The organism is Lysobacter sp. K5869, from assembly GCF_018847975.1.
GTDB lineage: Bacteria > Pseudomonadota > Gammaproteobacteria > Xanthomonadales > Xanthomonadaceae > Lysobacter.
In genome coordinates this window covers 1,243,260-1,265,111 of the sequence record NZ_CP072597.1, presented here as the reverse complement: position 1 = coordinate 1,265,111, position 21,852 = coordinate 1,243,260, and the positions used below count along the sequence as shown (strand labels likewise).

Sequence of the window (21,852 nt, the reverse complement as noted above, 5' to 3'; positions counted from 1 at the left end):
TCGAACGTCGTCGCGTACTTCATGAGGATTTCTCGCAGGCCGGGGTCAGAGGGCGTCGTCGTCGAGTTCGCCGGTGCGGATGCGCACCGTGTTCTCCACCGGCAGGACGATGATTTTTCCGTCGCCCACCTTGCCGGTGCGCGCGGCGTTCTGGATCGCCTCCAAGACGGCGTCGAGCAGGCCGTCGGGGACGGCGCATTCGACCTTGAGCTTGGGCAGGAAATCCACGACGTACTCGGCGCCGCGATACAACTCGGTGTGGCCCTTTTGTCGGCCGAAGCCTTTGACTTCGGTGACGGTGATTCCCGATACGCCGACTTCGGTGAGCGCTTCGCGCACTTCGTCGAGCTTGAACGGGCGGATGATCGCAACGATCAGTTTCATCTCGCGGCTCCTGAGTGTGAGTGTGCTGGCGCGGCGTCAGAACGACTTGCTGACGGTCAGGGTGAAGGCGCTATCGGCCAAGAAGTTGTCGTGCGCGTTGGTGTAGAGCGATTTCTCGGCATCGGTGTCGCTGTAGGCGGCGGCGACCGAAAAGCCGTTGTCGAAGCTCTTGGTCACGCCGAGCTTCCAGTCGGTGTACTCGTAGGCTTTGTTGTTCTCGATCCACTGCTTGCCGCCGTGCAGGTTCAGCGTCCAGCCCGGCTGGAAGGTCCAGTTGAGGCTGGCGTCGAGATAACCCGAGCCGTCGGAATCGGCGTAGCCGAACAGATCGGTGACGGCGTAGGAGTACTTGAGCCCGATCGACACCGTCTCGCTCGGCGCGAGCGTGCCGCCGAGGTAGATCTCCGTCGTGTTGGGGCTGTTGAAGCCCGAGGGATAGTCGCCCGGGTAGTAGTAGGTCAGCGCGCCGACGTCGTAGGAGAAGAGCTCCCCGGCCTTGCCGCGATAGCCCACGTAACCGTCGAGCTCCAGGCTGTTGGAGATGTCGTCGCCGACGACGACCGTATCCGACAGCCAACTGACGTTGCTGCCCCAGGCGCCGACGTAGAAGCCGCTGTCGTGCGCGTACTCGATGCCGGCCTGCAGCGCCGGTTTCTGGTTGGTCTGGGACACGCCGCGGAACAGATAGTCCGTGGTCAGCGCGACCGAGCCCGACGTGCCGGCGAAGGCCGGCGACGCCGCGCAGGCGAGCGCGCAGGCGAGCGCGGCGCGGCGCAGCGCTTGGACGTGGATCGGAGCGTGTGCGGGCGTCGTCCTGACGCGGGACGCCGTGGTGGCGACGGCATCGGTGGTGGTTTCGCTGGTGTGAGACGACATGACGCAGGCTCCTCATAACGGTGGCCCCTCCCCGGTCATTGGTTCGTGCTCGGTACGTGTCGCGGTCGCGGGGCGCTTCGTTGTCGCCCCTGCGCTTTTTTCGGAAACAAGCCGCCCTGCGGCGGGTTGGGCCCGTCGTGCGCGTCCTCCTGATTGGTGGTGATCGAAAAAGCGAACCGCTAAAACGAACGCGGCCCGAAGCGTTCGCTTCGGGCCGTGCGGGTTACAACGCCTTGCTCATGAACACGCTGTTGGGGTCGTCGCGATAATCGGCGAATGGCCCGCAGTAGTCGAAGCCGTAACGCGCGTACAACCTGCGCGCCGGCTCGAATCCTTCCATCGAGCCGGTTTCCAGGCTCAATCGCCGGTACTCGCGCCGCGCGGCTTCTTCGAGCAGGTGTTCGAGCATCGCCGCGGCCACGCCGCGGCGGCGATGCGCATCGGCGGTGCGCATCGATTTGATTTCGCCGTGGCCGGCGTCGAGCCGCTTGAGCGCGCCGCAGCCGAGCAGGTCGTCGCCGTCCCACGCGCTCCAGAAGCTAATGTCCGGATGCTTGAGGCGGTCGAGGTCGAGCGCGTGGATGCTCTCCGGCGGCGACAGTTCGGCCATGCCTTGCAGGTGTTCGCGCAGCAACGCGATCACCTCGGGACGGTCGAGTTGGCCGGCTCGGATCTGCATCGGTCGCCGCGCTCCTTCGTGGAAAAACCCAAAGCAAGGCCCGCGGGCGCCGGCGCGAGGCCGCCGCCCTGGGGATACGATCGTTGTCGATTGCAGCGCGGCCGCGGGTTCGGCCGCGCTGCGGGCGCCGCGTTAGACGGCGTAGTACATCTGATATTCCAGCGGATGCGTCGCCGCGCGGAACTTGGTCACTTCCTGCATCTTCAGCGCGATGTAGCTGTCGATGAAGTCGTCGGTGAACACGCCGCCGGCCTTGAGGAAGTCGCGGTCCTTGTCCAGCGCTTCCAGGGCCTGATCGAGCGAGTGGCACACGGTCGGGATGCCCTTCTCTTCTTCCGGCGGCAGGTCGTAGAGATCCTTGTCGCTCGGCGCGCCCGGGTCGATCTGGTTCTTGATGCCGTCCAGGCCGGCCATCATCAGCGCGGCGAAGGTCAGGTAGCCCGACTGGATCGGGTCGGGAAAGCGCATTTCGATGCGGCGCGCCTTCGGGTTGGCGACGTACGGAATGCGGCAGCTCGCCGAGCGGTTGCGGGCCGAGTAGGCCAGCATCACCGGCGCCTCGAAGCCCGGCACCAGGCGCTTGTAGCTGTTGGTGCCCGAGTTGGTGAAGGCGTTGATGGCGCGCGCGTGCTTGAACACGCCGCCGATGTACCACAGCGCCATCTGCGACAGGCCGCCATAGCCGTCGCCGGAGAACAGGTTGACGCCGCCCTTGGCGAAGGACTGGTGCACGTGCATGCCGCTGCCGTTGTCGCCGACGATCGGCTTGGGCATGAAGGTCGCGGTCTTGCCGTTGCGGTGGGCGACGTTCTTGATGATGTACTTCATCGTCAACAGCTCGTCGGCCTTGGCGACCAGCGAGTTGAACTTGGTGCCGATCTCGCACTGGCCGGCGTTGGCGACTTCGTGGTGGTGCACTTCGACTTCGATGCCGACCTGTTCCAGCGTCTTGCACATCTCGGCGCGGATGTCGTGCAGCGAGTCGAGCGGCGCGACCGGGAAGTAGCCGCCCTTCACGCCCGGACGGTAGCCGCTGTTGCCGCCTTCGTATTCGCGGCCCGAGTTCCACGCGGCTTCTTCCGAATCGATGTGGAAGAAGGTGTGGCCCATGTCGTTGGCGTAACGCACCGAGTCGAAGATGAAGAACTCGGGTTCAGGGCCGAAGAAGGCCTGATCGGCGACGCCGCTGGACTTGAGGTAGGCCTCGGCGCGCTTGGCCACGCCGCGCGGGTCGCGCGAGTAGGCCTGCATGGTGGCCGGGTCGAGGATGTCGCAGGTCAGCACGACGGTCGGATCGGCGGTGAACGGATCCAGGAACGCGGTCGAGGCGTCGGGCAGCAGGATCATGTCCGACTCGTTGATGCCCTTCCAGCCGCTGATCGAGGAACCGTCGAACATCTTGCCGTCCTCGAACAGGCTCGGCTCGACGATCGACTTGGGGAAGGTCACGTGATGCTGCACGCCACGCATGTCGGTGAAGCGCAGATCGACGAATTCGACCTTGTGGTCCTTGATGAGCTTTTCGACGTGTTCGAGGGACATGGTTGGATCCGGGAATGAAGGGAATGAGGGGAGCGGGGAATGGCGGGAACGCGGTGACGTTGTAGAGAAAGCAAGGGGCGTGCCAACACAAATCCGATCCTAAACCCTTGATTATTCAGTCACCCCAGATCGTCCCAGCCCCACAAGGCACCAAAAAGAATCAGAAAACCGCTACCACGCACCAATTTAGTGCAACGCCGCATCGGCTATCCTGCCCGCCGCCCCGCTCCATCCATTCCCCGCTCCCCTCATTCCCCTCATTCCCTTCACCCCCCAAGCATGACTGACCTCCTAGCCGCCCTCCTCCTCGGCATCATCGAAGGCATCACCGAATTCCTCCCGATCTCCAGCACCGGCCACTTGCTGATCGCCCAGCACTGGCTCGGCGCGCGCTCGGACTTGTTCAACATCTCGATCCAGGCCGGCGCGATCCTCGCGGTGGTGGCGATCTACTGGAAGCGCTTGTGGGGACTGGCGCTGGGCTTCACTCAGCGCGACAACCTGGATTACCTGCTCAAGCTCGGCCTCGCCTTCGGCATCACCGCGGTGCTCGGGATCGTGGTCAAGAAGGCCGGCTTCACCCTGCCCGACCACGTCACCCCGATCGCTTGGGCGCTGGTGCTGGGCGGCGTGTGGATGGTCGCGGCCGAACACTTCGCCGCCAAGCGCGCGGCCGCGCTCGGCGAACGCAGCGAGATCACCTGGACGGTCGCGGCCCTGGTCGGCATCGCCCAGGTCGTGGCCGGCGTGTTTCCGGGCACCTCGCGCTCGGCGGCGACGATCTTCGTCGCCTTGCTGGCCGGCACCACTTCGCGCGCGGCGGCGACCGAGTTCGCGTTCCTGGTCGGCATCCCGACCATGTTCGCCGCCAGCGCCTACGAGCTGCTCGGCGTGGTCGGCACCCCGGCCGCGGCGCAGGAGGACTGGAGCGCGCTCGGCGTGGCCTTCGTCGCCTCGGCGGTGACCGCCTTCATCGCGGTCAAATGGCTGCTGCGCTACATCCAGAGCCACCGCTTCACCGCGTTCGCGATCTACCGCGTCGCGTTCGGCGCCGCGCTGTTGCTGCTGATGCCGAGCGGCGCCTGAGGACACCGCCATGACCGATCCGCACTGGGAACAGGAACTGCTCGACGACCAAGCGCTGTCCTCGCCGGAGCGCTACGCCGCCTTCGTGGCCGCGGTGGCGCGCGAGGGCCGCTTCTGGGTCGCCGAATCCGGCGACTACTTGCTGACCTTGTTCGACGAGGACGGCCAGGAATTGCTGCCGGCGTGGCCGTCGGCGGCGACCGCGCGCGCCGCGCTGGCGCAGGCGCCCAAGCTCGCGGGCTACGCGCCGGCGATGCGCGAACTCGCTACGTGGCGCGAACGCGCGGCCGCGGCGATGAGCGCGGACGGCGTCGGCGTCGGCGTGTTTCCCGACACCGGCATGCAATGCGCGGTGGTGGCGCCGGCGCAGTTGCTTGAGCACCTCGATGCAGTGATCGCCGACGATGCCGGCGGCGTGGCGTTGCCGGGCGAGTCCGACGACGACGACGGCGCGCCGGCGAAGCTCGACCTCGCCCAGGCGCAGCGCGCGCTGGCGCAGAAGTTCGCCAAGCCGGAGAAGTGAGCGGCGTCCGCGCTCCGGGCGGGACGCCGGATACCGCGGCCGCTTGTACGAAGCTTCGATAATGTGATCGCACGCATGTCTGCGCGACGGGATGGCTGCACGCTGTGCGCTGTCCCTATTGCGCCGGCCCTCATGCTCGACTTAGTCCGCCGTATCCCTCGCGGCTCCGGCCGCCCCCTGCTGCGCGCGCTGACGTGCGCCGCGGCCGGCAGCGTCCTGCTCGCTTGCGCCGCGGCCGAAAGCGGCACGCAATCGGCCGCGACCGCGCAACCCGGCGAGACGCCGCCCGCCGCGGCGACCCTGCCGCCACCGCCGCCGATGCCGGCTAAACCGTTGCAGCCGCCGGCGCCGCCGCTGCCGGCCGCGCCGGCCGCCAACCAGGGCCTGGAGGGCTATCGCTGGCAGGTGCTGACCGCGACCGGCCCCGACGACCGGCCGATTCCGGAACTGCAACCCGACCGACACCTGCAGATCTATTTGCAGTTCGGCCCGAACAAGCGCTTGAGCATCACCGGCCAATGCGGCGATATGTTCGGCGCCTACCGCATCGACGGCGACCGGATCGAAGCGCCCGACACCGCGCAAACGACGGTCGGCTGTCTGGACGCGCGCGCCTCCGGCGCCGCGACTCCGGCGCGCGTCCACCTGTCGCCGCCGTTCCGCTTCGCCCTCGACGGCGAGGGCGTACGCCAGCGCCTGCGCCTGACCAGCAGCGACGGCTCGCGCTTCGTGCTGCAGACCACCGACGCGGTATGGGGCGCGCGGGCGCTGCCGCTGGTGTTGGAGATCGCGCCGGACGAACGCAACTGCGACGACGTTTTCGGCGAACCGCGCTGCCTGTGGGTGCGCCGTCTGAGCACCGACGCGCAACTGCGCCCGGTCTCGGACTGGTACCGCTTCGCCGACGCGATCCGCGATTACCGCCATCGGCCCGGCACGCACGAGGCGTTGGTGTTGGATTACTACGCGCCGCCGCCGGGCTCGCATCCGATGCGCCGCGGTACCTATCTCGTGCAGCGCACGATCCCCCTCGCCGGCGCGGTCGCGCCGAGCGCGCCGGCGCATGCGCCGGATACGCGGGATCCAGGCAAGACCGCGTCCGCGAAAGCGGTGCACGAAAACCGCTGAGCGCGCCCGACCCGCGGCTGAACGCGCAAAACCCCGTTGCGCACGGGGCCGCGTTCATCTGGTTTTCGCGACTCAACCCGGATCATTGCGCCCCATGAAAATCCAACGCCACCTCGTTCTCGCCGCCGCGCTGTCGACCGTCCTGCTCGCCGCCTGCGCCGCGCCCTCCACCTCGCCCGACGCCACCGCCGCCAAACCCGCCGACGGCGCCGCGCCGGCCGCGGTCAAGGCCGATCCGGCGCCGGCCGCCAGCGTCGATCTGCGCGGCTACACCTGGAATCTCGACACCGCCACCGACGCCGCCGGCAAGCCCATCGCGCTGCTGCAGCGCGAAGGCAAGTACGGCCTGAAGCTGAGCTTCAACGGCGACAAGCTCGGCGTGTCCGGCGGCTGCAACCACATCGGCGCGGGCTTCAAGCTCGCCGGCGACCGCATCGAGATCGGCGAATTCCAAACCACGCTGATGGCCTGCCAAGACCAGCGCCTGATGCAGATGGACACCGCGATCAGCGAACAGCTCAAGGGCAACGCCGGCTTCGCCATCGAAGGCGAAGCGCCGGCGCCGCGCCTGCTGCTGACCACCGCCAGCGGCGCCAAGCTCGCGCTGAGCGGCGAGCCGACCGCGGAAACCCGCTACGGCGGTCCGGGCGCGACCGTGTTCCTGGAAGTGGATTCGCAGCTGCGCGACTGCCCGCACCCGCTGATGCCGAACCACCAGTGCCTGTGGGCGCGCGAACGCAAGTACGACGCCAACGGCGTGGTGGTGAAGCCGGAAGGCGAGTGGCAGTTCCTGTATCAAGACATCGAGGGCTACACCCACGAAGCCGGCATCCGCAACGTGGTGCGGGTGAAGAAGTTCGACATCAAGAACCCGCCGGCCGACGCATCGTCGGTGGCCTACGTGCTCGACATGGTGGTCGAGAGCGAATCGGTGCAGGCGTCGAAGCCGAAGGGCAAGTAAGCCGCGCCGCGAGGTTCGCAGCGGGCCCGGTCGCGCAAGCGGCCGGGCCCGTCGCTTTATGCGCTCAGCGCTTCATCGGCGATGCGGTACGCACCACCAGCGTCTTGGAAAAACGGTCGTGCCAAGCCCGCGCGCGCGCGGGATCGCCGAACAGGATCGAGATCGGCTCGAACGGAATCTGCCGCAGCGCGGTGCGCGCGAGCACTTGCGTCCAGCTCGGCGGGCGGCCTTCTTCGTCGACCGTGCGGGTGCTGGTGACCAGCTTGCCGAGGGTGACGCCGAAGATGCCTTCCATCGGCACGTAGTAGGCGAACTGCACCAGCAGCATGATCAGCGACATGCGCGGATTCCACGGCGTGTCCGGCGAGGCGGGCTGCAGCACCTTGAGCACCTCGGGATCGACCGCCGCATAGACGGTGATGCCGCCGAGCACGGCCGCGGCGCAGATCGCGCTGTCGATCAGCAGGTTGGCCAGCCGCTGCGCGCGGCTGGCGGGCACCAGCGCGGCGATGCGTTCGGCGCGGTGTTGGGTCCGCGGCAGGTCGTGGGAATCGTTGAGGTCGTTCATATCGAAGTTCGGTAAGTGGTCGCCGGGCCCGCGAAACGGCGGGCGCGGCGGATGCGCGCCTACAGCGTGCGGGTCTGGCCGCCGTCGACATCGACGATGGCGCCTTGCATGTAGCTGGCCGCGTCGGAGACGAGGAACGCGACCACGCGCGCGACTTCCTCCGGCGCGCCGAAACGAGCCACGCCGAGCTTGCGCGCGAGTTCGGCCGCGGCCTCGGCCGGGTCGAGCCCGCGCTCGCGCGCGAGCGCGTCGATGCGGACCTGGGTGCGTTCGGTGGCGATGGAACTGGGATTGACCGCGTTGACCCGCACGCCGTCGCGCACGCCGCGGTCGGCCAGCGCTTTGGTCAGGTTCGACAATGCGGCGTTGACCGCGCCGCCGATGGCGAACTCGGCGCTGCCGGTGCGCCCGCCGATGCCGGCGATGTTGACGATGGCGCCGGCGTTGTCGGCCAGCAGCGGCCACGCCGCGCGGCACAGCCGCACCGCGCCGAAGAATTTCAGGGCGAAGCCGGCGTCCCAATCGGCGTCGGAAAAGCCGAGAAAATCGCCGCGCGGGGTCGCGCCGGCGTTGTTGACCAGCACGTCGAGACGGCCGAAGCGCTCGCGCGTCGCGGCCACCGCGCGCGCGGCGGCGTCGGGTTCGGACAAGTCGGCCGGCAGCGCCAGCGCGGGGCCGGGCAGCTGCGCGGCGAGCGCGTCCAAGGCCTCGCCCGAACGCGCCACCAACGCCACGCTCAAGCCGGCCGCCGACAGCTCGCGCGCGATCGCCGCACCGATGCCGCGGCTGGCGCCGCTGATCAGCGCGACGCGCGCGCCGGCCGCGCTGCTCACCCCTTCACCGCCGGGTTGAGCGAATAGGTCGCGTAGATCGAGGCCTGCCCCAACACATGCCCGTGCATGGCGTTGAGCGCATCGGCGGCGGTGAAGCGCGCGTCCAGCGGCAAACGTTCGACGTCGAGGGCGAAGATGCGGAAGAAATAGCGATGCAGGCGCAGATCGTTCGGCGGCGGGAACGCGCCGTCGTAGCCGTACCAGTCGCCGGCCATGTCCGGGTCGGAAGCGAACCAGCCGGTGTAATCGTTCAAGCCCTGGCGCGCGCCGCGCGGGCCGGCCGGATCGCGCTTGCCGTGCGCGACCACGCCGTCGCTGCAGCTGCCGGCGGCGATCTCGCGCACGTCGGCGGGAATGTCGGCCATGACCCAGTGGATGAAATCGCCGCGCACTTGGTGCTCGGGAATCTGCACGTCGTCGCGGCCGACCATCTCGGCCACGGTCGGCACGTCCGGGTCGATGCAGATCAACACGAACGAACGCGTGCCGGCGGGAACCTCGTCCCAGGCCAGATGCGGATTGCGGTTGGCGGCGAAGCCGAAACCGTCGGCGGTGGGCTGGCCGGCGGCGAATTCGGCCGGCAAGCGCTGGCGGTGCTGGAAGCTGTTGCTGCGGATCTGCATGGCGAGCTCCTGGTTCGAATCGGGTGCGCGGTGCGGCCTCGCGGCCGGCGGCATCGCGCCAACGCCCATGATCGCATCGGCGCATGACCGCGACCGCGACCGCCGCCGCATCGGCGGCGGCGGCGCGGTGCGCGCGCCTCAGCGCTCGGGATAACCGAGCCGGCGCGCGACCGGGCCGAGCACGGCGAAGGCCTCGCCGAGCGGGCCGAGGTAATCGCGCCAACGGCCGTCGGCCAAGCGGTCGCTGACGTCGATGTCCTTGGGCAGCTGCAGATTGATCCGCAGCGTGTCGGCCAGCACTTGGGCGATCGCCGCCGGGTGTTCGCCGACTTCGTCCAGCTTGACCAAGCGATGCGGGAACAGATTGCCTTCGTGCAGGTCGGCGACCTGCTCCAGGCTGCGCGCCAGCCAGCGCGCGCCCTCTTCCGGCGAGCTTAGGCGGTACGGGGTCGGGCTGCCGAAGGCGAGCCAGTCCAGCAGCATGTCGCGCGGGTCGCGGATCGACAGCAGCAGGAAGGCTTCCGGCAGGTACGGACGCAGCGCGCGCAGCAGCGCGTTGTCCCACCACAGCAGCCAGTCGTACACCGGCGCGTCGCCGACGCCGCGCGCGGTCAGCGCGGCGCGGTAGAGCTTGACCAGGAACGCGGGATCGAGGCTGCCGCTGAGCAATTCGTCGACCGTGCCGTAGCGCTGCATCGGATCGGTCGGCGGCTGCGGACCGAAGCGGTCGAACAGCAGCGGCGCGCCGGCCAAACCCAGCACCTGACCGATGCGTTCGATCTGCGAACCCGGCGCGCCCCACAGCAGCAGGATGCCGCGGCTGCCTTCCGGCGCCTGCGCCAGCGGCGGCCACTCGCCGCCGGTGCGCGGGCTGATCGGGTTCAGCGGCAAGCGCTGCTCGATCACTTCGGCGTGCAGCTCGGCCCAGGTCGCGGCGGCGGCTTCGGGCTGGCCGGCGACGTCGAGCGTGCGGCCGAGCATCTGCCGCAGTTCGCGCTTGACCGTCGGATCCTGGGCCATGCCGATCAGGCGCTCGATGCGCTCGGCGGCGGCGTCGGGGTCGCGTTCGATCAGGCTCTGCACGATGCGCATCTCGGCCTGGGTGTCGCCCGGGCTAAGTTCGGCGATGCGCTCGGCCAGGGCCACGGCCTGCTCGGATTCGCCGAGGTGGTCGTGCACGGCGGCGCGCGCTTCCAGCGCGCTCAGGCTCTCGGGCATGGCCTCGCGCCAGCGCGCGATCACCGCCAGCGCCGACTCGGACGCGAACGGCTCCAGCGCCACGCGCGCGCGCCACAGCTGCGGCGCGTCCGGGTGCCGGGCGAGCGCGGTTTCCAGCGACTGCACGGCTTCGTCGAAGGCGTCGTTGCGGCGCCAGGCTTCCATGCTCGCGTCGAGCGTGCGCAGGTCGGCCGGGTGTTCGGCGAAGGCGCTGCGCAGGAAGCCCAGGGCGCGGTCGTTGCGGCCGGCGTCGAGTTCCAGCTCGCCGGCCCAGCGGCGCACGCCGAAGTCGGCGCCTTCGCGCTCGGCCAGCGGCGCGATGCGGTCGGCGGCTTCGACGAAGCGCGACTGGCGGCGCTGCAGTTCGGCCAGCAGCAGCTGCAGCGTGGGTTGTTCGGGATTGAGTTCGGACAGGCGCTGGAAGCACTGCTCGGCGAAGGCCATGTGGTCCTTGGCCAGATAGGCGAAGCCCAGCGCGTGCAGCACTTGCGGGTCGTCCGGGGCGACCGCGCCGGCCTGGCTCAGCACCGCCAGGGCGCGGTCGGGGTCGCCGCGGCGCAGCGCCAGCGTGCCCACCACCGCGGCCACGCGCGGATGGTCGGGGGCGATGCGCGCGGCGGTGCGGGCCAGCCGCTCGGCTTCGTCGAGATCGCCGTGCAGCAGCGCCAGCTGGGCCTTGATGATGTAGGCGGGGAACTGGTTCGGATCCAGCCCGATCGCCTGGGCCAGCGCGGCCTGCGCCTCGTCGAGCTGGCGGCCGTCGAGCAACGCGCCGGCGCGTTCCAGGTGCAGTTGCGCGTCCTCGGGCGCCAGACCGATGGCGCGGTCGAGCGCGGCCACGGCGGCGTCGCGCTGGCCGTCCAGGCGCAGCGCGGCGGCGTGCAGGCGGTGCGCGTTGGCGTCGTTGGGCTGCTCGCCGACGAGCTGCTCGGCGCTGACGAGCGCCTGAGCCGTGTCGCCGCGGCGCAGGGCGTCGAGGGTGGGTTCGTACATGTGACGTGCTTCGCGCTGGATAAGAGGGGGGATTGTAGGGGCGCGCGCGGTTTTGCGCCTTTTTGCCGATCCCGGCGGTTCGGCGCGCGGCGCGGGCCCTCGCCCGCCCGCCTCAGCCGGCCGCCAGCGCGGCCATCCGGTCGGCGATCCAGCGCTCGGCGAAGCCGTCGAGGCTGGCGTTTTCCAGGAACCCGCAGTGCCCGCCCCAGGGCGCCACTTCCAGGCGCGAATGCGGCGGCAGGCGCAGCTCGCGGAAGCCGGCCAGCGGGATCACCGGGTCGTCGGCGGCCATCAGGATGCTGACCGGCACCTGCAGCCGCGACAGCCGCTCGCCGGCGATGGAATATCCCTCGAAATAGCGGTCGAGGGTGCCGAAGTCGGTGTGCCGCTCGACCATCCACTGGGTCAGCGGGCGCATGCGCAGGCCGAGCGTGCGGTCGTCGAAATCGTGCACGGCCGGAAACAGCTCGCGCTTGCGCGCCAGCGAATCGCGCCATTTGCGCTCGAAGTACCACAGGTACATCGGCAGGCCGCTTTCCATCGCATCCATGGTCCGCGCCGGGTCCAGCACCGGGCACACCGCCGCGGCGTGCGCCAGCGGCAATCCGACCTGCGACGCGCGCAGCGCCAGCCGCAGGGCGAAGTTGCCGCCGAGCGAATAGCCGGCCACCGACAGCGGCCGCAGCGGAAAACGCCGCGCCACTTCCTGCGCGGCCTGCACCACTTCCTCCAGCCGGTTGGAGTGGAACAGGCCTTCGTTGAGGTGATGGGTGTCGCCGTGGTCGCGGAAATTGAGCCGGAACACGTCGAAGCCGCGGGCGAGCAGGCGCGCCGCGGTCAGCCGCATGTAGTTGGATTCGGCGCTGCCTTCCCAGCCGTGCAGCAGCAGCACCAGTCCGTGCGGGGGCGCGCCGGGAACCGCGCTATGCAGGCCTTGCAGACGCACGCCGCTGGCGGTTTCCAGCAGATGCACTTCGGTGCGCGCGCCGGCGGCGTTCAAGCGCTGCTCGGCGGTGCGCCGGCGCAGCGGGCTGGAACCGAGCACCGACTGGAGATGGGCGTTGCGCAGCCAGCGCGGCGGCGCGTAGTCGGACGCGGTCAGCATCGCCGCCTCAGCTCGCCATCGCCTCGAGGATGCGCTGCCGCGCCAATTCGGCGATGCGGCGGCGGCCGTCGGCCTCGCCCGGGCCGATCGGGGTGAGGAAATGCACTTCGGCCAGCCGCCCGGGCTCGCCGAGCAGGCGCAGGAAATTGGCGAAGAAGCTCTCGCGGTCCTGGAAGGCGACCACGCGCTGGGCGTCGCCGCGCTCGCCGTAGCGCAGCGCCACCGGCTGCACCGGCACGCCGGCTTCGACCGCGGCCGTGAAGATGCGGGCGTGGAACGGGCCGATCTCGCGGCCGCCGCGGGTGCCGCCTTCGGGGAACACGCCGACCGAGCGGCCCGCGCGCAGGCGCGAAAGCATTTCGTGCAGCACGCCGCCGAGCGATTCGGTGCTGCCGCGCGAATGGAAGATGGTGTGGCCGCGCGCGGCGAGCCAGCCGACCACCGGCCAACCGGCGATTTCGCGCTTGGCGACGAAGCCCATCATGCGTTGGCTGTGCAGGATCTCGATATCGACCCAGCTGACGTGATTGGCGACGAACAAGGTCGCGCCCGCCAGCGGCGTGCCGATCCGGCGCAGGCGGAAGCCGAACACGCGCATCAATCCGGCCGACCAGGCGCGGATCGCGCGGTGTTCCAGGGTTTCCTCGCCCCAGGGGATGCGGGCGGTGGGCAGGGTGATCAGCAGCAGCACCAGCGGCAGGTGGACGAACACATGCCACAGCAGCAAGGGCGTACGGATCAGGTAACGCAGCGCACGCGCGGCCGACGCCCCGGTGGGCGCGACCGCGCCGGCGTGGGGAGGCGGCGCATTCATTGCGTGCACGATACCGAAGCGCCGCCGCAGCGGCCAGCGCCATTTCGCGGAACGCCGCGTCCGGCGGGCGGCGCGGCGGAGGCGGTCAATTTTCGACCGAGACTGCGCGGAGCGTTTGAAACGCCGGGAGGGCCCGCGAGCCCTCCCGGCGAGGCCGAAGCCCGCGGTTCAGTTGGCCTCGGCCACCGGCGCCGCACCGGCGCCCGCGCCGTTGCGCTCGCGCTGGCCGACCTTATGCCCGACCTTGGCGAAGAACAGGATGTACAGGTAGCACGGCACCATCAGCGCCAGGAACACCGCCTGGAAATCGAAGTGCTGCTTGAGCACCGCGTACAGCTGCGGCACCACCGCGCCGCCGGCGATGCCCATGACCATGATCGCCGAGCCGGTTTCGGTGTGGCGGCCCAGGCCGCGGATGCCGAGCGGGAAGATCGCCGGCCACATCATCGCGTTGGCGAAGCCGAGCGCGGCGACGAACAGCACCGAGACGAAACCGTGGGTGGCGAACGCGCCGATGCTCAGCGCCACGCCCAGCACCGCCGACCACGACAGATAGCGCTCCTGCGAGATGAAGCGCGGAATCACGATCAGGCCGACGATGTAGCCGAGCAACATCCCGCCGAGGGTGAAGGAGGTGAAGAACTTGGTCTTGTCCAGCGGCAGGCCGAAGCTGTGGCCGTAGGTGCCGATGGCGTCGCCCGCCATCACTTCCACGCCGACGTAGACGAAGATGCACAGCGCGCCGAGCCACAGGTGCGGATAGCCGAACAGGCTGCGGCTGGCGCCGCCGTTTTCGGCGCCGCTCTTGTTGACCTCTTCGCCGCGCAGTTCCGGCAGCGGCGAGAACAGCACGCCCACCGCGAGCACGGCGAGGATGCCGGCCATCAGCAGATACGGGCCGTGGATGCTGGACGCGAACTGGTTCAGCAGTTGCTCCTTGGTCGCCGCGTCCGCGCCCTTGACCTGCTCGGCGAGGTCGCCCATGCCGTGCAGCACCAGGGTGCCGAGCACGATCGGCGCGAGGATGCCGGCGATCTTGTTGCAGATGCCCATCACCGCGATGCGCTGGGCCGCACCGTCGATCGGGCCGAGGATGCTGATGTAGGGATTGACCGCGGTCTGCAGCACCGCCAGGCCCGCGCCGATCACGAACAGGCCGCCGAGCGCGCCCGGGTACCAGCGCTGGGTGGTGAATTCGCCGAACACCGCCGCGCCGATGGCCATCACCATCAGGCCCAGGGCCATGCCGCGCTTCATCCCGGTGAAGCGCAGGATCGAGGACGCCGGCAGGGCGAGGAAGAAGTACGAGAGATAGAACGCCATCGGCACCAGGAAGGCGCCGACCTCGTCGAGGTCGAAGGCGAGCTGGGCGAAGCCGATCAGCGGGCCGTTGAGCCAGGTGACGAAGCCGAACACGAAAAACAGCGCGCCGATGATCCCGATCGACATGAGATAGCGCGGCGGCGCGCTGGCATTGGGCGCGCTGACGGTAGAACTGGACATGAGACATCCCCTCCCAGGGCAGGCGGGAGACGCCCGCCGCGTTCGCATGCCCCGGTTGACCGGCACGACAAGCGTCGGCCCAACGTTGTCACAAGTGTGCGCGTCCTGCCAACCGGGACCGCCCGAATCGGCCGAAACCCGCGCCAGAACGTGATCTCCGGCGCGCGCCGGCATGTTGCGCCGCATCAAGAAAAGCGCGCCCGGGGACACGGTTTGCGCCCGGCGATGACGGTTTTGCGGAGTCTTGTTGACAACGTTGTCAAAGCGGGTGCAGTCTCGGCGCCGCCAAGGGGAACGCTCAAAGGCAGCCGTGGAGGGCGCATGCAGTGGGACGGGTCGAAGGAAACCGGGCAATCGCGGGCGCAGCCGCCGCAACACGGGCGCACGCGCCGCATGAGCGCTCGCGGACCGCGGACGCGGGTGCGCGCATGAGCGCGGCGCCGCGGCCGAACACGGCCGCGCCGGCCGACGCCGGTACCTTCATCGCCGCCGACGTCGGCGGCACCCACACCCGGGTCGGGCTGGTGCGTCCGGGCCAGGGCGGCGACACCGTCGCCGTGCTCGCCCACCGCAAGTACGTGTGCGCCGATTACCCGAGCCTGGCGCCGATCCTGGCCGAATTCATCGCCGGCAACGGCGTCGGCGTCGAGCGCGTGGTGATCGCCTGCGCCGGCGTGGTGCTGGAAGACCGCGTGGTCAATTCCAACCTGCCCTGGCCGATCTCGCTGTCGGAACTGCGCCGCGAGCTGGGCCTGCGCGAAGTGTTGTTCATCAACGATTTCCAGGCCAACGCCAACGCCGCCCAGTGCATGGCGCCGGACGACTCGACCCTGCTCACCCCGGGCGTGCGCGACGCCGCGCCGGGCCCGACCCTGGTGATCGGCCCGGGCACCGGTTTGGGCGCGGCGATCCGCATTCCCAACGGCCGCGGCACCGTGGTGCTGCCGACCGAAGCCGGCCACACCGCGTTCGCGCCGGGCAACGCGCGCGAAGTGGACATGCTGCGTTTGGTCCAGCAGCGCGGCCACACCCACGTCAAGACCGAACATTTCGTCTCCGGCCCCGGGCTGGTGAATCTGTACGACTCGCTGTGCACGCTGTCGGGCGCCGAACCGTCGCTGCGCGCGCCGGCCGCGATCACCGAGGCCGCGCGCCGCGGCGAGGCGATCGCGCGCGAAGCGGTGCTGACCTTCTGCGCCCTGCTCGGCAGCGTGATCGGCGATCTGGTGGTGATCAGCGGCGCCAAGTCGGTGTTCATCGCCGGCGGCATCCTGCCGCAGCTCAAGGACTTCGTGCCCGACAGCCCGTTCCACGCGCGCATGCTCGACAAGGGCGTGATGCGTCCGGTGCTCGAAGGCGTGCCCGTGCGCTTGATCGAAAACGAGCGCCTGGGCGTGATCGGCGCGGCCAGTTGGTACCTGGAACACAGCCGTCAGGAGCCGCGCCGCGACGCCGACGCCGCGCTCCGCAACACCCCGTAACCGGCGATCACCGTCGCGCGGCGCGCAGGCGCCGCGCGGCGCAGGCAGCACCCGCGTCAGGCGCAAGGCCGAAGCACGCTCGCGGCCGCGCATCGAAGTCGGCAACACCTGTATCGAAGCAAGCCCGCGCTCGCGCGGGCGGCATTGGGAACGGCAATACCCGCGCACGGCCGCATCGCGGCCGCCGCGCCGCGGCACCGCATCAAAAAAAACACAACCGGACTCCGCGACGAACCGCAACGGACGATCGCCGAGCCATCACCGCCCGAGGGAGGAACAGTAATGAAAGCGCGCAAGACCCTTTTGTCCGCCAGTATCGTCGTGGCACTCAGCATGGCTGCCGGCGCGGCGATGGCACAGGACGCGGCACCGGCCGCGGCCGGTGCGCAAGCCAAAGACCTCGACGCGGTCGTGGTCACCGGCATCCGCGCCAGCCTGGAGAAGTCGCTCGACACCAAGCGGGCCAACGTGACCGTGTCGGAGGCGATCACCGCCGAGGACATCGGCAAGTTCGCCAACACCAACGTCGCCGAAGCCATGTCGCAGATTCCCGGCGTGGTGCTCGACCGCCGGTTCGGCCAGGGCGAGCGCGTCAGCATCGACGGCACCGACCCCAGCCTCAACCTCAGCTTCCTCGACGGCCACCCGGTGGCGCAGTCGATCTGGCTGTACGGCGAGCAGCCCAACCGCGGCTTCGACTACACCCTGCTGGCGCCGGAAATCCTCGGCCGCTTGGAGATCATCAAGTCCTCCGAAGCGCGCCTGACCGAAGGCAGCCTCGGCGGCACCGTGCTGATGCACACGCGCAAGCCGCTGGACATGGACGCCAACTCCATCGCCGGCTCGCTGAGCTTCAACTACAACGACCAGGGCGGCGACACCCGTCCCAGCGGCTCGTTCATGTACAGCTGGAAGAACGCCGAGGAAACCTTCGGCGTCAACTTCGCCGCGCAGCACTACGAAGAAACCGTCGACCGCCAGGGCACGGAAGTGTTCGGCTACGTGAAGGCCAACACCTTCCCGAACCAGACCGGCGCGGCCGCCGGCATCGACGTGCCGAACTTCGTCAACGCCGCGTGGTTCCAGCAGACCCGCGAACGCAACAGCGCCAACCTCAACCTGCAGTTCAAGCCGACCCACGAGCTGGAGTTCAACCTCAGCGGCTTGTTCATCCGCGAGAGCTTCGACAACTACAACCAGTCGTTCTACAACTTCCTGACCCAGCGTCCGGGCGCGGTGGACCGTCTCAACACCAGCGGCGGCGTCGCCACCAGCGGCCACAGCAACGCCAATCCGGTGTTCTACGACAACAACGTGCGCGTGTCCGAGCCCGAGACCAAGGGCATCGACCTGACCGGCAAGTACCAGACCGACAAGTGGGGCGTGTCGGGCCAGATCGGCCACAGCAAGTCGGAAAACTCGCTGGAGCAGTGGTTCATCGAACCGGTCTACACCGGCGGCTACAGCTGGGATCTCAAGCGCGGCCTGACCTTCGACAACCCGGCCGCGGCCGGCAACCCGGCCAACTGGGCGGGCGACGGCTTCATGGGCAACTACGGCGTCATCGACACCCAGACCAAGGACACCTACGGTCAGGTGGATTTCAACGTCCGCTTCGACAGCGTGTTCAACAACCTCAGCTTCGGCGCGCGGCGCGGCAAGCATGAGGAAGACTATCGCCAGAACGTGTTCGTCGGCCTGCCGGTCGCCAACCTGACCACGGTCGGCACGGTCAACCCGGTCAGTCTGCGCGATCTCAACGCCGGTTCGGGCCGCCACGTCCAGGTCGGCCGCCAGAACGTCATCGACTACGTCAACCGCTACCGCGGCGCGCTGACGCCGGATCCGGCCAGCTTCCTCAACAACACCTTCAACATCGAGCAGACCAACACCGCCGCGTACGTCCAGGCGGACTTCGCGACCGGCGGCTGGCGCGGCAACATCGGCGTGCGTTACGTCGAGTCCAAGACCGACGGCGAGGGCTTCGCCTACGGCGGCACCCCGACCCTGACCGATCTGGACTCCAAGCGCGTGCGCAGCTCGAAGAAGGAAGACTTCGTGCTGCCGTCGTTGAACGTGGTCTACGACACCGGCGCCGACGTCCTGCTGCGCTTCGGCGCGGCCAAGGTCGTGGCCTGGGCGCCGTACAACCAGCTGGTCGGCAACACCTTCCTCAACGACAGCACCTTCACCGGCAGCGGCGGCAGCTCCAACCTCGACGCCTACGAGTCGACCAACTACAGCCTGTCGGCCGAGTGGTACTTCGCCGAACAATCGGTGCTGGCGGCGTCGGTGTTCTACAAGGACATCGACAACTACATCACCAGCGAAGCGGCGATCGAGCGTCAGTTCAACTCCAACGCGACCACCGCGCCGGCGTTCTACCAGTCGCGCATCGTCGGCACCAACGGCTGCACCACCGACGGGTTCTGCAACTACAGCATCCTGCGTCCGGTCAACGCCGGTAAGGGCAAGGTCAAGGGCTTCACCGTCAGCTACCAGCAGCCGTTCGGCGACACCGGCTTCGGTCTGACCGCGAACTACACCTACGCCGACGGCGAAGGCGCCAACGGCACCGATCTGCCGTACCAGTCGCGCGATGCGGTGGCGATCAGCCCGTACTACGAGAAGGGCCCGCTGTCGGCGCGCATCAGCTACAACTGGCGCAGCGACTACCTCGCCGGCGGCTACGTGGCCGGCGCGCCGCCGGCAAGCGTGGACGACTACGCCGAACTCGGCGCGAGCGTGAGCTGGACCTTCGACGACCGCCTGACCGTGGCCCTGGAAGGCATGAACCTGCTCGACTCCGAGTACAAGCAGTACCTCGGCCGCGAAGAGCTGATCGCTCAGCGCTTCCACACCGGGCGCCGCTTCATGGCTTCGTTCCGCTTCAAGTTCTGATCGGCCCGCACCGCGATCGAACGTTCCACCCGACAAACCCGGCATTCGCATGCCGGGTTTGTTTTTTTGCGCCGCCGCGCCGACAGGCGCGCGCGGCCGACCGCCTTGCCTGGAGTCCGTCCGCGATGAACACTCGCCACCGCATCGCCCCGCCCGTCCGTTCCGCCTTCGTCCACGCCGGCCTCGCCTGCGCGATGGCGCTGGCCCTGAGCGCGTGCGAACGCGCCGCGCCGCCGGGCGCGCCGGCCGCGCCCGCGACCCAAGCCGGCGCCGCGCAGCCCGCCGCCGCCTACGCCAGCGCGGTGCTGCCGCGTCCGGCCAAGACCGTCGCCGGCACCGGCGCGTTCGCGTTCGGCCCGCAGACCGCGGTGGTGGTCGCCGCCGATCAGCCCGGCGCGCGCCGCGTCGGCGAGTTCTTCGCCCAGCGCGTGCTGGCGCTACGCGGATTCGCGCCGAAGGTGCAGGACAAGAACGGCGCGACGAAGGGCGCGGTCGAGCTGGCGCTGGACCCGAAGCTGCCGATCGGCGATGAAGCCTACGTGCTCGACATCGGCAACGACGGCGCCAAGATCAGCGCGCGCGGCGAAGCCGGCCTGTTCTACGGCGCGGTCAGCCTGTGGCAGCTGGCCACCGCCGACGGCCGGCAAGGCGCGGCGAACATTCCGGCGCAGCGCATCGAGGACGCGCCGGCGTATCCGTGGCGCGGCTTGATGCTCGATGTCGCGCGGCATTTCCGCAGCGTCGACGAGGTCAAGTCGGTGCTCGACCAGATGGCCCAGCTCAAGCTCAACACCTTCCACTGGCATCTCACCGACGATCAGGGCTGGCGCGTGGAGATCAAGCGCTACCCGCGCCTGACCGAAGTCGGCGGCTGCCGCATCCGCGCCGGCGCCAACGGCCGCGACGCGCAGGGCCAGCCCGAACAGTATTGCGGTTACTACACCCAGGATCAGATCCGCGACGTGGTCGCCTACGCGGCCGCGCGCCATATCGATGTCGTGCCGGAAATCGAAATGCCCGGCCATGCGCAGGCGGCCATCGCCGCGTATCCGGCGCTCGGCGTCGGCGACGTGCTCAAGCAAGCGCCGAAGGTCTCGCCGGATTGGGGCGTGCACACTTATTTGTTCAATCCGCAGGACGAAACCTTCGTCTTCCTCACCGGCGTCCTCGACGAAGTGGTCGAGCTGTTCCCGTCGAAGTACATCCACATCGGCGGCGACGAAGCGGCCAAGGACCAGTGGCAGGCCTCGCCGAAGGTGCAGGCCAAGCTCAAGGCGCTGGGCCTGAAGGACGAGGCGGCGCTGCAGAGCTGGTTCGTCGGCCGCATCGGCGAGCACCTGCAGACGCACGGCCGGGTGCTGGTCGGCTGGGACGAAATCCTGGAAGGCGGCAAGTTGCCGCCGAGCGCGACGGTGATGTCCTGGCGCGGCGACGAAGGCGCGCTGCAAGCCGCGCGTCAGGGCCACGACGTGATCCTCGCGCCCGACCGCAAGCTGTATCTGGACTACGCGCAAAGCGACCGCGACGACGAACCCAGCGGCCGCTATCCGGTCAGCACCTTGCGCGCGTTCTACGAATTCCCGATGACCCCGCCCGGCATGGACGCGGCGCAGGCCCAGCATGTGATCGGCGCGCAGGGCAATCTGTGGGTCGAGCACAAGCGCACCTTCGAGCTGGTGCAGCAGGCGCTGCATCCGCGCCTGGACGCGCTGGCCGAAGTGGTGTGGTCGCCGGCGCAGGGCCGCGACTGGAACGATTTCCAGCGCCGGCTGGCGCCGCAGCTGGCGCGTTACCGCGGCCAGAAGATCGGCTTCAGCGATGTCGCCTACGCCGTGGACATCCAGGCCGAACCCGACGCCGGCGGCGCGCGGGTCGCGCTGTCCAGTCAAACCGGCTTCGGCGAGATCCGCTACCGCACCGACGGCGGCGCGCCCGACGCGTCCTCGCCGGTGTACGCACAACCGTTCCAGGCGGCGTTCCCGCTCGAGGTGGTCGCCACCACCTTCTTCGACGGCCGCGCGCTGTCGGCGCCGCGGCGCTTGCAGGCGAAGGCCGCCGCCGATCTGAGCGAACGCGGCAGCGCCGCGCTCAAGGCCTGCCGCGAGGGCTACAACCTGCGCCTGGAAGACGACGCCGCGCGCGACGGAAGCCGCGACGGCGCCCGCGCTGCGCTGACCGTGAACCTGATCGACCCGTGTTGGATCTACACCGGCGCCAAGCTCGACGGCGTGGCCGCGCTGATCGCGACGGTCGGGCAGGTGCCGTACAACTTCCAGCTCTGGCACGACACGGACAAGATCGTGACCCGCGAGGCCGAGCCCGATGCGGCGCTGGAAGTGCGCCTGGACGACTGCAAGAGCGCGCCGATCGCGCGCCTGCCGCTGCGGCCGGCCCAGGGCCGCGACGGACTGACCGTGCTGGAGGCGCCGCTGCCTAAGCTCTCGGGCACGCACGATCTGTGTTTCGTGTTCGCCAGCGGCACACACGATCCGCTGTGGGCGCTGGACCGGGTCAGACTGCAGCCGGCGCCATAACCGGCCGGACGGGCCGCTCCGCGCGGCGGCGGGCCGGCCCGCCGGGGCTCGCCCCGGGCGCCGCCGGCCCGGCCGCGCAGGGCTCGCGCCCGGGAGCGGC

General features: G+C 69.5%; 18 protein-coding genes. 7 read left to right on the top strand and 11 right to left on the bottom strand.

Annotated elements, in window-relative coordinates; genetic code table 11:
* Positions 1–45: 45 nt before the first annotated feature.
* The 4 genes from J5226_RS05405 to glnA form a co-directional block, all read right to left on the bottom strand.
* Positions 46–384: a P-II family nitrogen regulator gene (locus tag J5226_RS05405; protein ID WP_215838833.1), complete on the bottom strand. Its 339-nt coding sequence runs from the start codon at positions 382–384 to the stop codon at positions 46–48.
* Positions 385–420: 36 nt separating this feature from the next.
* Positions 421–1,260, bottom strand: a complete 840-nt coding sequence (locus tag J5226_RS05400; RefSeq protein ID WP_215838832.1) for a TorF family putative porin — start codon at positions 1,258–1,260, stop codon at positions 421–423.
* 223 nt (positions 1,261–1,483) lie between these two features.
* Entirely contained in the window at positions 1,484–1,939 is a 456-nt protein-coding gene (locus tag J5226_RS05395; RefSeq protein WP_215838831.1) for a GNAT family N-acetyltransferase, read from the bottom strand.
* 132 nt (positions 1,940–2,071) lie between these two features.
* Positions 2,072–3,481: a type I glutamate--ammonia ligase gene (gene glnA, locus J5226_RS05390; protein WP_215838830.1), complete on the bottom strand. Its 1,410-nt coding sequence runs from the start codon at positions 3,479–3,481 to the stop codon at positions 2,072–2,074.
* A 279-nt stretch (positions 3,482–3,760) separates the two neighbouring features.
* Here glnA and J5226_RS05385 point away from each other — a divergent pair, with 279 nt between their 5' ends.
* From J5226_RS05385 to J5226_RS05370, 4 genes are all read left to right on the top strand, one after another.
* Positions 3,761–4,567, top strand: a complete 807-nt coding sequence (locus J5226_RS05385; protein WP_215838829.1) for an undecaprenyl-diphosphate phosphatase — start codon at positions 3,761–3,763, stop codon at positions 4,565–4,567.
* Between the two features lie 10 nt (positions 4,568–4,577).
* A complete protein-coding gene (locus J5226_RS05380; RefSeq protein ID WP_215838828.1) occupies positions 4,578–5,090 on the top strand; it encodes a DUF2750 domain-containing protein in 513 nt (170 codons plus the stop codon).
* Positions 5,091–5,222: 132 nt separating this feature from the next.
* Entirely contained in the window at positions 5,223–6,218 is a 996-nt protein-coding gene (locus tag J5226_RS05375; protein ID WP_215838827.1) for an META domain-containing protein, read from the top strand.
* 94 nt (positions 6,219–6,312) lie between these two features.
* Positions 6,313–7,179 (top strand): META and DUF4377 domain-containing protein, encoded by an 867-nt coding sequence (locus tag J5226_RS05370; protein ID WP_215838826.1) that lies wholly within the window; start codon positions 6,313–6,315, stop codon positions 7,177–7,179.
* Between the two features lie 64 nt (positions 7,180–7,243).
* Here J5226_RS05370 and J5226_RS05365 read toward each other — a convergent pair whose 3' ends face one another.
* The 7 genes from J5226_RS05365 to J5226_RS05335 all read right to left on the bottom strand — a co-directional run bounded on the left by J5226_RS05365 (position 7,244) and on the right by J5226_RS05335 (position 14,836).
* Positions 7,244–7,747: an RDD family protein gene (locus tag J5226_RS05365; protein WP_215838825.1), complete on the bottom strand. Its 504-nt coding sequence runs from the start codon at positions 7,745–7,747 to the stop codon at positions 7,244–7,246.
* 59 nt (positions 7,748–7,806) lie between these two features.
* Positions 7,807–8,580, bottom strand: coding sequence for an SDR family oxidoreductase (locus J5226_RS05360; RefSeq protein ID WP_215838824.1), 774 nt, complete (start codon positions 8,578–8,580; stop codon positions 7,807–7,809).
* The gene (locus tag J5226_RS05355) at positions 8,577–9,203 is read right to left on the bottom strand and encodes a YbhB/YbcL family Raf kinase inhibitor-like protein (RefSeq protein ID WP_215838823.1); all 627 of its coding nucleotides are present in this window, start codon (positions 9,201–9,203) and stop codon (positions 8,577–8,579) included. Before J5226_RS05355 ends, J5226_RS05360 begins: the two co-directional genes overlap by 4 nt.
* Before the next feature lie 138 nt (positions 9,204–9,341).
* Entirely contained in the window at positions 9,342–11,414 is a 2,073-nt protein-coding gene (locus J5226_RS05350; RefSeq protein WP_215838822.1) for a tetratricopeptide repeat protein, read from the bottom strand.
* Positions 11,415–11,526: 112 nt separating this feature from the next.
* The gene (locus J5226_RS05345; RefSeq protein WP_215840327.1) at positions 11,527–12,516 is read right to left on the bottom strand and encodes an alpha/beta fold hydrolase; all 990 of its coding nucleotides are present in this window, start codon (positions 12,514–12,516) and stop codon (positions 11,527–11,529) included.
* A gap of 10 nt (positions 12,517–12,526) precedes the next feature.
* The gene (locus J5226_RS05340; RefSeq protein WP_215838821.1) at positions 12,527–13,333 is read right to left on the bottom strand and encodes a lysophospholipid acyltransferase family protein; all 807 of its coding nucleotides are present in this window, start codon (positions 13,331–13,333) and stop codon (positions 12,527–12,529) included.
* A 168-nt stretch (positions 13,334–13,501) separates the two neighbouring features.
* A complete protein-coding gene (locus J5226_RS05335) occupies positions 13,502–14,836 on the bottom strand; it encodes a sugar MFS transporter (protein WP_215838820.1) in 1,335 nt (444 codons plus the stop codon).
* A gap of 428 nt (positions 14,837–15,264) precedes the next feature.
* On the opposite strand from J5226_RS05335, the gene J5226_RS05330 reads away from it, so the two are divergent.
* The 3 genes from J5226_RS05330 (at position 15,265) to J5226_RS05320 (ending at position 21,752) form a co-directional block, all read left to right on the top strand.
* Entirely contained in the window at positions 15,265–16,317 is a 1,053-nt protein-coding gene (locus J5226_RS05330; protein WP_215838819.1) for a glucokinase, read from the top strand.
* A gap of 282 nt (positions 16,318–16,599) precedes the next feature.
* Positions 16,600–19,218, top strand: coding sequence for a TonB-dependent receptor (locus tag J5226_RS05325; protein ID WP_215838818.1), 2,619 nt, complete (start codon positions 16,600–16,602; stop codon positions 19,216–19,218).
* 125 nt (positions 19,219–19,343) lie between these two features.
* A complete protein-coding gene (locus J5226_RS05320; RefSeq protein WP_215838817.1) occupies positions 19,344–21,752 on the top strand; it encodes a family 20 glycosylhydrolase in 2,409 nt (802 codons plus the stop codon).
* The last annotated feature ends 100 nt before the right edge of the window (positions 21,753–21,852 follow it).

Bases quoted from the DNA above. Each gene is read 5' to 3' on its own strand.
- J5226_RS05405 (WP_215838833.1), bottom strand. From the start codon at position 384: ATGAAACTGATCGTTGCGATCATCCGCCCGTTCAAGCTCGACGAAGTG.
- J5226_RS05400 (WP_215838832.1), bottom strand. From the start codon at position 1,260: ATGTCGTCTCACACCAGCGAAACCACCACCGATGCCGTCGCCACCACG.
- J5226_RS05395 (WP_215838831.1), bottom strand. From the start codon at position 1,939: ATGCAGATCCGAGCCGGCCAACTCGACCGTCCCGAGGTGATCGCGTTG.
- glnA (WP_215838830.1), bottom strand. From the start codon at position 3,481: ATGTCCCTCGAACACGTCGAAAAGCTCATCAAGGACCACAAGGTCGAA.
- J5226_RS05385 (WP_215838829.1), top strand. From the start codon at position 3,761: ATGACTGACCTCCTAGCCGCCCTCCTCCTCGGCATCATCGAAGGCATC.
- J5226_RS05380 (WP_215838828.1), top strand. From the start codon at position 4,578: ATGACCGATCCGCACTGGGAACAGGAACTGCTCGACGACCAAGCGCTG.
- J5226_RS05375 (WP_215838827.1), top strand. From the start codon at position 5,223: ATGCTCGACTTAGTCCGCCGTATCCCTCGCGGCTCCGGCCGCCCCCTG.
- J5226_RS05370 (WP_215838826.1), top strand. From the start codon at position 6,313: ATGAAAATCCAACGCCACCTCGTTCTCGCCGCCGCGCTGTCGACCGTC.
- J5226_RS05365 (WP_215838825.1), bottom strand. From the start codon at position 7,747: ATGAACGACCTCAACGATTCCCACGACCTGCCGCGGACCCAACACCGC.
- J5226_RS05355 (WP_215838823.1), bottom strand. From the start codon at position 9,203: ATGCAGATCCGCAGCAACAGCTTCCAGCACCGCCAGCGCTTGCCGGCC.
- J5226_RS05350 (WP_215838822.1), bottom strand. From the start codon at position 11,414: ATGTACGAACCCACCCTCGACGCCCTGCGCCGCGGCGACACGGCTCAG.
- J5226_RS05340 (WP_215838821.1), bottom strand. From the start codon at position 13,333: ATGAATGCGCCGCCTCCCCACGCCGGCGCGGTCGCGCCCACCGGGGCG.
- J5226_RS05335 (WP_215838820.1), bottom strand. From the start codon at position 14,836: ATGTCCAGTTCTACCGTCAGCGCGCCCAATGCCAGCGCGCCGCCGCGC.
- J5226_RS05330 (WP_215838819.1), top strand. From the start codon at position 15,265: ATGAGCGCGGCGCCGCGGCCGAACACGGCCGCGCCGGCCGACGCCGGT.
- J5226_RS05325 (WP_215838818.1), top strand. From the start codon at position 16,600: ATGAAAGCGCGCAAGACCCTTTTGTCCGCCAGTATCGTCGTGGCACTC.
- J5226_RS05320 (WP_215838817.1), top strand. From the start codon at position 19,344: ATGAACACTCGCCACCGCATCGCCCCGCCCGTCCGTTCCGCCTTCGTC.